Source organism: Aeromonas sp. R2-2 (assembly GCF_040908355.1).
GTDB lineage: Bacteria > Pseudomonadota > Gammaproteobacteria > Enterobacterales > Aeromonadaceae > Aeromonas > Aeromonas veronii.
The window spans coordinates 1-11,371 of the sequence record NZ_JBFODQ010000097.1 but is presented as its reverse complement, the minus strand read 5'-3'; the positions used below and the strand labels follow the sequence as shown (position 1 = coordinate 11,371).

Genomic DNA, 11,371 nt, shown 5'->3' with positions numbered 1-11,371 from the left:
CCACAAACTGAGTGGGTATGGTTGAACTGGCTACACCTAATTTTGCAATCAATGAGTGAATACCAGCTGTTGTACTGCCAAAGAGCAACTCAGCACGGCCATTTTCATTGGTTAGGCTTTCAAAAGTACGTTCGTTGTTATCAGGCCCAACCAAGGTAAACGCGACCACTTCACCTCTGACAGGCTCACCTTGGCGATCTTGGAAGTCCACAAAAGCCTTGTTTGTATCGATGCCATTTGCAACAGCCCCATCTTTTTCGAGCTGAATACTCCCACCGAAAACAGTGACACCGCTCAAGTCCACGGCAAAAGGCAACTCAATCGAAGCTTTAGCTTTCAATTTACTTACAGCATCAACTTTAACCACTCGGGCATATTGGGATGTGACAAAAACACGCCCTCTGCCATTTATATCAGTTACAATATTTCGCTCTGAAAGAGTTGCTTGCCCATCGGATGCAAACATTATCTCTTCATTAGCAATCGAGTTTCCTTTGGGATCTTTTAGGTAGGCCTCAATCCAGTGGCCATCCGTTCCATCTGCAACAACACCATCCCTGGGGGAGACTGACAGAAGCTGAATGTTTGCAAAAAACACATCTGGCAAAAAAGTCAGGGTGCACTGTTCACTGCGGCCATTAACGGTTGCAGAAATAACATATGGACCAGCTGAAATAGACTTCAGCTTTGCAGTGAGAATACCATTTTCATCTGTTCTACCATTTGAGGAAATCAATACATTCCCTGGCATATCAAATATAACGTTTACACTAGGAACAGGTGAGCCAAACGCATCAATCACACTTACCGAAACCTCGTTCTCAGACTCGCCATCAGCAATTGCATTGTCAATCAGAACGTCCATCTTAGATATCGCAGCTGAAGCTTCATCTGCACGGAAATTACTTACAATTGATTTGGTTGAACCATTAATTGTAAGTTGAACGGTTGCAGAACCAGCACGCGTGCTGCTAAAGGGGATCTCGGCCATACCCGTTGCATCAGTACTCACCTCTCCAGCAACCGAGACACCTTGACTCCCCACAACGTTAATTGAGGTATTAGGAAGCAGGTTGTTGTTGCGATCATACAACCTAACAATAATTTTATTTTTATCACGGCCATTAGCGATTGCATTATCAGCAACCAGTTCGACCACTGAATTATCGAAGCTCGCGCCATTTACATCACCAACAAAAGTCATTAACGCTGAACCGCGATTACCATTACGAATAATCTCAGCAACAGCAGATACCTGACCAGCGAGAGTGGTACTCACGGAGACGCTTAATGAGCCATTTACATCAAGTTCGCCTCGGACCTCTTTAATTACTTGACCTTGCGTAGTGTTTGTCAGCGCCAAATAAATAGGTTCTCCGACCAACGGCTGACCAGTTTCACCGTTCATGCCAGACACGGTGATATCTATTGAATCAACACCATCGGCGATAGCCGAGGTTTTACTCAAAGAGATAGATGAGACGTCGAAGGGGCTACGTTGAGTATCAAGTGTAATTGTCGCACGTTCAGAGCTATTTCCTTTTTTATCTTTGGCAATAGCACCTATGATATAAGATGACCTAGGCTCATAGGCATTACGAAAAGGTATTGCCTGCCCAATAGATGGTAAAATAATTTTAGCGCGATCATTACCAACAGGCGTGACAGAGCCACCATCTGCCATTAGCGATGACGCATCCCACACAACCTTATCAATCCCATATTTGCTAGTGACATGAGCCGTCACCACGACTGTCTCACCTGAGTATGGATTGCCTTCTGATGTTAAGTGCAGGTTTATTAGTTCTTGTTTTTTATATTCGTAAACGATGTTGTTGTTACGTTCAACCAACTGTAACCGGCTACCCTGTAAAGAACGTGATGCCGCTACGGCATTTCCATTTAGTTGCTCAGATAAAGAAACACCCAAACGATAGGTTAACCCAGCAGTAAAGCTTGTCGCATTGCTGCCTGTGCTATTTTTATGCTCAACACCAAACTTAAGCAAAGGAAAAGGCGTGTAATCGACCCCAACCCCGATAGAAGAAGGATTACGCTGACGATCGGATTGCGATGTCAATGCGACTTCGTTACCAAAGTATTTTTCATAGGAAATATTTGCCCCGAGCTGTGGCAAAGATGGAAGGTTGCCACTCAGCTTAATGTCGGCCCCTCTGGCAGCCCTTTCATCATAATCCTGCATCGATGGAACGGAGGATTGACGCCACCCACTGATAGGTGTGTATATATTGGCTGAAATTTTAGCGTTGTCAGTCCATATCTCAGTTCCTAACCCAAGACGACTCGACGAGCTCTTGGCATCAAAATCATAAAACGAATTGACACCCAACATCGACACATCGTTGAAGTAACGTGCACCTAACCCCAGGTTGTATATATCTCTATCATTTCCGGAACGATATCCAAGTTGAGAGAAATATAGAGAATCCCCGTAGTCAGCTAAAGAAAAAAGAACGTCTAACGCCCCTTTTCCCTTGCTGTCAAATGACACCTGCGCAGTTCCGTATTGATTTAACCAATCTTGTACAGCAGTGTTTGCCATACGCTCACCAATACCAACCGCTTTAGACAAAGCATTAGCTTTGCGGGATGATCCTGATACTAGTTGCGCAGCCTCAGTGGCAATGACTGCGATGGCATTCTCATCAACAATCTCCTGGAAAGGTGATCCCTTCACGCTAGCTTGCTCAGGAAAAATTTCTGGAATGGCATTGTCGCTCACTTTTTCCTCGCGCGAGGGGGCGTTGTGCGAGGTAACACCGGGCGCCCACATAGACTCAAAGGAACCAGCGTCACGTGTTTTCACACTGGAAGGCGAGAGCAGTGGGCCAGGAGTCATCTCATCATTGTCTTTTGTTCCTGTGATGAGCGGCTCTTCAGAAAAAGACATGCTTGTGCGTTCTTGTAGGTAATATGAGCTACCATCTTTAGCTTGCGCGCGAGCGGAAAAGGAGAGAGATATAGGGAAGAATACTTGAATAAATATATTCAACCACACAAATAAAAATCCAGAAAGCGAAGACCTTCTGCGCCAAAACATCGACATCACCGATCTTTTGTACACCGAATATGACAACTTAGCAGACCTCAGTACATAGGTCCGTAAATCGAATGAGCCAAACAGCTGATTAAGCATCATACCACCCTCAATTTACCTCGATAACCATAACTATATTATTCAACCCCCATTCAATTCCGTATCTAAGCATGATGTTTACATATCTTACTTATAACGTTATAACTAACGAGCATAATTGAGCGGCGCCCCCACGCAAAAAAAAGAACAGGTAAAATTCATCATTACTAAAAAAATCTAGACCTAAAACAAAAAAAAATAAAAATAAAAATAAAAATAAAAATAAAAATAAAGAGATCAACAGGTTACAGCCATCCTAGGCTAGTCTCGTCAGCGCCATCTTCAGGCAATCTAGCTCATCATTAAATCTCACAAAACTGTGTATTTAACACAGCAACAAATAGTACCTGTACTCTTGCTTCTCCTTCTACAAGCGACGTCAGGGAAACCGAGTTGAGAACTAAACTCTAGCAGGGTGCCGAGCAATACCTAATGACCCGCGGATAGGAAGGGAGATAACGAGTGTGAGCGCAATGAACAAACTGAACGGGGCGTTAATGGAATGGTCGCCCCTCCCCAAAATCAAAATGGCATCTGAGCGCCAAAGTGGCGAATGTGCGTTCCCACTGACGCAGAAGAGGCGGCCTCTATATAAGTTACGACTATCGGTATCGATCTGGCAAAAGATCTCTGCCAATTAGATGGTGTTCATCAACATGGCAAGACGCTCCTTAAAAGCGGGATCAGATGCTCTCATTCTTTAGCAATCTTCCTCCTGGCCTGGAGCCTTGCGGCTGTGCCCATTACTGGGCCAATAAATTGCAAGGGCTGGGGCATACCGTCAAGCTGATGGCCCCGCAATTCGTCAAGCCTTACGTCAAAACCAACAAAAATGATGCTGCTGACTCTGAGGCTATTTGTGAAGCGGTGACCAGACCCACCATGCGTTTTGTGCCGATAAAGAACTGCGAGCTCAGCCGTACTGGCTCTGCATCGTGTTCGCCAAGGCCGGAACAGCCCAAGCCAGCTCCGGGGGCTGTTAGCTGAATATGGGTTCATCCTTCCTCAAGACGGAACGGTTTGCCCGCTAGGGGACTTGCTGCATGACACCCAGTCGGAACAACGTAGCTTCTGTCGTATCGGTCAGCTCACAGACTCCGACTACGCTCCAAAGCTCTTCCTCCAGCTTCTTCGCTTTGTGAATAGCAAATTTTGCGATGGTATCCAGCTCGTTAGCGACGAAGTTGATATCTGGTCGGCCAGTTCGGGATATGCCAACCAGTACTGAATAAAACTCTCCCTGCTGTAATGCCTGCTCGATAAATTGCCGCTTTTCTTGCACGTTGCTGAACGAGTTGGCTAGGCAGCTATTGATTTGTGGCCAGCCTGAGTTTGTTTGCACGTACGATACGTAGACTTCTTCCAGCCTTGGTTTATCATCTCGTTCCTGATGACGAAGCGGTGTCATCAATACGTCTTTCAGCAAGTCCCCCTGAAACAATGGATAGAGGTTGCCATGCTCCGGATTGGCAGTACAAACAGTAAGCATTCTGTGTAATGAACGCGGTTTGAGAGATTTACCAATAGATGCCGGCTTCGGACTACCATTTAGCTTGTTGACGTATAGTGGGGTATTGAAAAGATGGCAGGTGTAAATATTGCGTAGCGCCCTGGCAAGTCCCCGATAGCGGTGATGCTCCGGGACCGTTTTCAGCTTTTTCTGATTACTTTCGATAAGCAGAGTGAAGAACTGTCGGCCAATGTGGCGGGCGGCATCCCCTTCAATGCAAAGGTGCAATACCGTGCGGGTCATATTGAGGCTGACCAACCGGTATGGGATATGCTGCAAGTCCATTGTTTTAGCCAGCTCCTGCAGCCGGGGCAGGGCAATAGTCACAACATCGTTTTTCTCACCGATAAAGACCTCTTCCAGCTCAATCTGCATACCATGGGCGGAGATATCGCGGGTTAAGCCCTGCCAGGATCTGCCATTGTGGCTGATGGTTATCTCCGTCTTGTGGATGTAGCGTTGTTCTTTGCGCAGCTGCACATATTGCAAAAACTCAATCTCGAAAGGCCTGAGTTCTTGTTCGTGGCCAAATCGTTGTAGCTCGTTGGGATTGTTGATTGTCCCTCCTTCATCGTAGAACTCTTCCCGGTGTGAGTCGAGGCTGATCTCTTGCAATAAACCGCAATAACCGATCTCTTTAATGCGCTCCAGTAACTGGATGTCATGCAATTGAGAGTCTTCAAGCCCGACTATCTGGCCCAGATCTGCTTCTGACAACTCACATCGTTCCAGCGAAAATTTATAAACACGCCAGCTGGGGCGATGTGCGCCAACCTGAAAGAACAGTTTGGTCAAACCACTTAGCTGTAACTCTCCTGATGTGGCTGAGAAGAAGTAGATTTTATTTTTCACAGTATGGGAAAAGCTGTAGAACAGCGTTTCTCTGATAGCTCCAGGTGCCGGACAGAGGCGTTTCATTCGGTCGGCGTAAAATAGTCCAGCCAGTGCATCACGGTTTTTTTCGTCATGCCAGTTTTCGAAAAGGTGCTGGTTATTCTCACTGCGCAGAGCTATCTCCAGCTTGGGGTTTGAGCCCGAACTAAAAAAGAGTGGTATGCCGGTCATACGCGGTAGATAGAACTGCTCGTGTCCCTTGATGACCGCAGCGGAAAGCAGATGATCGACGCTTATCCGATGATGGCCTTTATTGACCTTGATGAACTCTTTGATAAAGGTATCAAAGGCCGGGTTGTCACCAGTGCGGATCAGTATTAGCCAGAATCGCCCCTCTTTATTCTCCTCACCCAGAATCTGGTAATGCACAGGTTGTTGTAATAGTGTATTGGCGCTGTCGTGCTCCAACCCGGTAAAGATAACCTTTACTTGATCACCGGTTTGGTAGGTCGGTAGATAAGGCACCGAGATACGAATGCCCTCAGGAGAAAGGTGTGATGTCTTGGCAAGGAGCCTGACTCCATCCTGGAGTATGACTTCTACTGGTGAGCTGATATGCATCCTCTCTTGGCGACGGCCATAATAGCTGGCAAATGGGATAGTCTTCACTTCATATTGCTGGAAAGGGTTGGCCCGTGTAGTGGCTTTACCTTTTACTCGTGTCTGCTGCCGCTGTTTTTGCCACTGCTGCATCACCTCGTAGACACCCACCGTGTAGTCATCACGGTAAATAAAACACTGACTCTGGAACAGACTGATAGCCTCTGCCGGCATGAAGTGGATCATGTCTTTAAATTCATATACTTGACACTCATCTGCCAAGGCGTCCCGCATGTCGATGACCCTGCGGCAAGAGGCACATCTGCGCTGGAGCTCCATTTTGAGCAAAAAGCGACCGTTATTGCTTTCGGAATCTGTGAGCTGTGCAAAAATTGCTGAGAAATTCTTTTTCCGCAGTTGAGGAATGAGTTGTTCAATCAACTTTTGTTGCTGTTCGGGATCCATATACACCCACCGAAAAAGTCATTTTATGATCAAAACGCTAATTATCTTCGAACACTTAAATTTCTTCAGGTCACGTCCGTCAAGGTGGTGTGCATTCCGTTGCAGCTCTTCGGCTCAGTGACGCTCCTGTTATGCGCTCAGTGGCAGCGCTTCTATCACTTCATCACCAACCCAATTTATCTCCGCCATGCTCTGCTGCGGTAGGTTCCGATTCTGCAAGAGCCATTCCTCATTATGCTCCGCCTGCACCACTCCCTGCTGCCGCATAATGCTCTCTTCGTTGGGGAAGATCCCCACCATGTCAGCTCGGCACTTGACCTCCTTGTAGCCATTCCCCGGGAAAGGAGACACGGTATCCATGAAGTGTTTCACTCGGGCCAGCAGGCTGGTCATTCCTCTACATTGATGATTGCGCGTGATGGTTTCATGTAACTTGTGCCACAGTCGTTCTATGTGATTAACCCAAGGGCTGTAAACTGGCTGGAATACCAGGCAGAACTTGGGGTTCTTCTTCAACCATCGCGCGGTCTGTTTGCTTTTGTGAATGATGTAGTTATCGAGGATCAGCGTGATGGTTTTGGCTCGTCGGTAGTGGCGACGCAGCTTTTCCAGCATGGCGATAAACAGGGATGAGTTTTTCTTTATCCCACTGACGTAAAGCACTCTTCCGTTGCCTGCATGGAGAACGCCTGCCAGGTAATGTTTCGCGTTCTGTCCCGGTGTGACAACCCGCTTTTGCTGCGCTCTGAACATCCAGTCGGCCCCTAATTTGGGATTGAGGTCTATATCGACTTCATCCTCATAAAACACCGGATTATCGGCATCACAGCGGGCCAGTGCCGCGTCGATATTCGCCATTTTCTCCTGATAGGCTGGGTCTTTTATCCGCAAGGTCGGCACGGGCCTTCGCCAGACAATGCCCATACGTGGTAACCATCGGCGGAGCGTGGAGGCTGCCATATTGAGGCCTGTTAACCGATTGATTTTGATAGCCAATAGTTCGGTACACCAGCGGCTGCGCTGATAACCAAAATCTTGCGGAGAAAACTGCATGAGCAGCACCAGTAAGGTGACAATCTTGGCGACAGGTAGGACCGGGGCACGGCCAGCCGGTAAGGCTTCTAACGCAGCCACACCTTCATCTTGATACCACCGAAGCCAACGGCCGATGGTCGAGCGAGCAGCGCCGGTAAGGTGATGAACCTCAGTGACCGTGCGTCCTTCATGCAGCAGCAAGATAGCCATCAAGCGACGAGCATGCTCTTTATCACGCGTGACATGGATGATTTTGTGAATGCGGCGCAGTTGTGGTCGTGGCAGGGGTGGTAGGATAGGCATCAAATCAGTCCTTTGGGTGCGGCTTGTTTTGTTTGGCGACTAATGAGATCGCACAAACTGGACTGAGTTCCATACCTCCGGTGATCTACTATTCGGAACAGCTATTTAGCATCCATAATTTACTACGAATTGATATTCCAGTCATGGTCCTATCTCCGTTCATAACAGCGTCCATTTTTTATGACTTTAGGCGAGTTCAACTCTAAAGTGCAACACTCGCTGAAAAATAAGTTCACTTTGAGTTACACGGGGCGTTAATGGAATGGTCGCCCCTTCCCAAAATGGCATCTGAGTGCCAAAGTGGCGAATGTGCGTTCCCACTGATGAGAGAGATGACCACCATGCAGGCTACGACTATCGGTATCGATCTGGCAAAAGATCTCTGCCAATTAGATGGCGTTCATCAACATGGCAAGACGGTCCTTAAAAGCAGGATCAGATGCTCTCATTCTTTAGCAATCTTCCTCCTGGCCTGATCAGGCATGGAGGCTTGCGGCTGTGCCCATTACTGGGCCAATAAATTGCAAGGGCTGGGGCATACCGTCAAGCTGATGGCCCCGCCGTTCGCGAAGCCCCATGTGAAGACACCCGAGGTCACCAGATTCCCGCCGTTACCCTTTGGTACATCTTGCTGCTGCAAACCATCGTAATCTTCATTCGAATCTTTCTCTCATAGGCAGTTCGGGGGCGCAAAATAAACTTGTGCTTCCAGTACCGCGCCTACCCACTCATGTTCAACAAACGCGCTGCCGTTATCAGCCGCGACAGTATACATGTAGTCCCATAAGGGGCCAGCATGCAGATGATGGCGTCTGCCACTAGGTTAGCGCTGTTGGTGGGCACATATCACACCTGATAGAGTCCGCTCTTACGTTCTACCAGACTGACGGATAGCGCCGCAGCCTTGCTTGCCCACCAGGGTATCCACCTACCCGTCCCACAAACTGCAGCTGCTATCAATGAGCTTACCCACACCGCTGATTTGTTCCGGCCCCCTGACTTGCTAGACAAAAACCTGTGTAGAAAGTGGGATACGATTATTGTGTCTCGCTTTTTGCCGTCAAGGGACTGCGAGTTTACTTACTGTGGTTGGTAACCTTGTTCCGCCCTGTTACGCTGCAGTTCACCGCTGATGGTAAGTCACTGAACGCCTAATCGTCTGACAATACTGGCCTGGTTAAAACCATGGCCACACTAGCAGGCTATCTGGTATCGTTACCCATCGGCTAACTGCGCGTATTTCATAGTGTTTGGCTTTGTTTCTTTGGCGAGAAGATGCGAACCAGAAGCGGCAGGTGGCCTCTTCTATCCCATGTACCATAGGTGTTGCTCTTAATTATCTGAATTCGCCGCCTTATCAAATTTATGATTAGATAATCACGTCTGGACCTTTTCAAGGTCTCACATCATTGCCCCTCGCTCTATCATGTGCTAAAAATGTTACGTACAACCAAGGTTATACTGGGATCGTAGATGAACGTCAGAGAGCAACTCGATTCTATTGAACAAGTAAAGGATCTCCCTCCACTGAATATCGCCAGCGGGGGGCGACAACATCATCGCCGCTACCACCTGATCGGAGGGGGGTACATTGCATTATGCAATAGAACCAATCCGTATATGGATTTCTTCAATCCTGTACCCTATGTGATTGTTCGTCATATTGGATTAGGAGGAATTGGTATTTTAAGCTATAAAAAATTAAAAATTGGAGCTGACTACATTATTGCTCTTCCATCTGAAGGCTCCGTTATAGGTCAAGTTGTTCATTGCTCACCAAACAATTTATTACCAAAGTTTTATCGAAGTACAATACGTTGGTATCAATCCCCTTCCTCAACACAAATATTACAATGGCTCCCTTTTATAAAGCCACAGGACACCATACATTTTGAGCGCGACTATCAATTAGTCATGGAGGCTGTAACCTCATCATCCCCGACACCGTTTTAGATGGTTTAGTAGCCACCATAACCTATGCGCGATATTGTTGCTCAATTCGACAAGAGCTGTCATGCGGCGCACGCCCCCCCTCTTAATCATCTCCAGGCTTATCGGTGTTCGAGCCAAAAAAATGTGCCAAACACTGAAAGGTAATGCCATGCTTCTTAATGTAAATGGGCTCTGTCCCGCTTATTGCTACTTTATTCATTGTAAGTGCTCTACAGGTTGCATTCATATTTAAAAAATGACATTAACAAATGTGTTAACCATCATGGATGGTTTATCATGGATGGATGGTTTAGCAGGATGTTGTTATCGAGCTGTCTCGTCTCAGGGATGGTGTGCGCAAATGAGCCATTCCTCAAGATTAAGGGAGATGGCTGTTGCAATGGTAAAGGGGAAGTTGTATTAACCCGGGCTGAGTTTGGGGCTTTACCTCAGACGAAAGTCAAGACTCAGACCCCCTGGACCAAAGGGGAGCACACTTATAGTGGTGTGTTGCTACGAGATCTGGTCAAGATATACAACCTTAAAAGTACAGAGGTCAAGGCTGTCGCTATCAATGACTATTGGGCAGTGGTACCGCTGGAGGATGGCGATAAATACTCCGTGAATCGCCCCTGGTTTTCTAGACACTCTGTTGCTGAAAAATAAACTGCCTTTCAAACTCTACCGGTGACAGCCCATCATTGGAACCATGACGCCTGATTGGGTTGTAAAACATCTCGATATAATCAAACACATCGCTGCGGGCTTCGTCTCTTGTCGCGTAAATCCTGCGCTTGATCCGCTCCCGTTTGAGCAACTGGAAGAAACTCTCGGCGACAGCATTGTCGTGACAGTTGCCACGTCGGCTCATGCTGCAACTCAGGTTGTGGGCCTTCAGAAAGTCCTGCCATTCAGCACCGGTAAACTGGCTGCCCTATCCGAATGCACCAGTACCGGCTGCTTGGGCTTGCGCCGCCAGACGGCCATCAATAACGCATCAACCGCCAAGTCTGCCGTCATGCGTGACTTCATCGCCCAGCCGACGATCTGGCGAGAGAACAGGTCGAGCACCACCGCCAAGTACAGCCACCCTTCTTGAGTACGGATGTAGGTAATGTCAGTCACCCAGGAGAGGTTGGGGGCTGGCACCTTAAACTGACGTGCCAGCGTGTTTGGGGCAGCCTGCGGGCTCTTGCCTCCATAATGCCCCTTGCGGCGTTGATAGCCCGTTTGCGAACGCAGCCCTTCCCGCCTCATTAATTTGGCCACACGGTGCTTGCCGCAGGCTTCCCCTGCGTCACGAAGGTCGCGATGGATCTTGCGATAACCGTAGACAGCACCACTTTCCAGCCAGGATTGCTTGACCAATCCGGTCAGTCGTTCGTCCTCCTGCTGTCGTGGCGATGTAGGCTGTTTCAGCCACGCGTAGAAGCCACTTCGGTGAACCCCCAGGGTCTGGCACAGGGTAACGACACTGTACCGGTCGAGTCGGGAGGTTATGAACGCGTACCTTTCCTTGACTCGCTGGCAAAGTA

General features: G+C 47.9%; 4 protein-coding genes and 5 pseudogenes. 4 read left to right on the top strand and 5 right to left on the bottom strand.

Annotation, left to right across the window (positions count from 1 at the left end):
- On the bottom strand, positions 1-3,067 hold a 3,067-nt coding region (locus AB5Z09_RS21025), incomplete at its 3' end, for an inverse autotransporter beta domain-containing protein (protein ID WP_368196153.1).
- 694 nt (positions 3,068-3,761) lie between these two features.
- Between AB5Z09_RS21025 and AB5Z09_RS21020 the strand changes: the two are divergent.
- Positions 3,762-4,166, top strand: a pseudogene (locus AB5Z09_RS21020) (IS110 family transposase); the annotation flags it as partial.
- Between the two features lie 18 nt (positions 4,167-4,184).
- On the opposite strand, the gene AB5Z09_RS21015 reads toward AB5Z09_RS21020, so the two are convergent.
- The 3 genes and pseudogenes from AB5Z09_RS21015 to AB5Z09_RS21005 all read right to left on the bottom strand — a co-directional run.
- Positions 4,185-6,566: a PilZ domain-containing protein gene (locus tag AB5Z09_RS21015; RefSeq protein ID WP_368196152.1), complete on the bottom strand. Its 2,382-nt coding sequence runs from the start codon at positions 6,564-6,566 to the stop codon at positions 4,185-4,187.
- A 129-nt stretch (positions 6,567-6,695) separates the two neighbouring features.
- Positions 6,696-6,890, bottom strand: a pseudogene (locus tag AB5Z09_RS21010) (transposase); the annotation flags it as partial.
- A pseudogene (locus AB5Z09_RS21005) lies at positions 6,891-7,904 on the bottom strand (IS630 family transposase); the annotation flags it as partial.
- A gap of 341 nt (positions 7,905-8,245) precedes the next feature.
- Here AB5Z09_RS21005 and AB5Z09_RS21000 point away from each other — a divergent pair.
- From AB5Z09_RS21000 to AB5Z09_RS20990, 3 genes and pseudogenes are all read left to right on the top strand, one after another.
- Positions 8,246-8,491 (top strand): annotated as a pseudogene (locus AB5Z09_RS21000) (IS110 family transposase); the annotation flags it as partial.
- Between the two features lie 886 nt (positions 8,492-9,377).
- Entirely contained in the window at positions 9,378-9,857 is a 480-nt protein-coding gene (locus AB5Z09_RS20995; protein WP_368196151.1) for a hypothetical protein, read from the top strand.
- A gap of 276 nt (positions 9,858-10,133) precedes the next feature.
- Positions 10,134-10,502, top strand: coding sequence for a hypothetical protein (locus AB5Z09_RS20990; protein WP_368196150.1), 369 nt, complete (start codon positions 10,134-10,136; stop codon positions 10,500-10,502).
- Here AB5Z09_RS20990 and AB5Z09_RS20985 read toward each other — a convergent pair.
- Positions 10,477-11,371 (bottom strand): annotated as a pseudogene (locus AB5Z09_RS20985) (IS3 family transposase); the annotation flags it as partial. The gene AB5Z09_RS20990 and the pseudogene AB5Z09_RS20985 sit on opposite strands and share 26 nt — an antisense overlap.

What these genes read in the sequence shown, in the direction of transcription:
- AB5Z09_RS21015 (WP_368196152.1), bottom strand. Translation starts at nt 6,566, where the DNA reads ATGGATCCCGAACAGCAACAAAAGTTGATTGAACAACTCATTCCTCAA.
- AB5Z09_RS20995 (WP_368196151.1), top strand. Translation starts at nt 9,378, where the DNA reads ATGAACGTCAGAGAGCAACTCGATTCTATTGAACAAGTAAAGGATCTC.
- AB5Z09_RS20990 (WP_368196150.1), top strand. Translation starts at nt 10,134, where the DNA reads ATGGATGGATGGTTTAGCAGGATGTTGTTATCGAGCTGTCTCGTCTCA.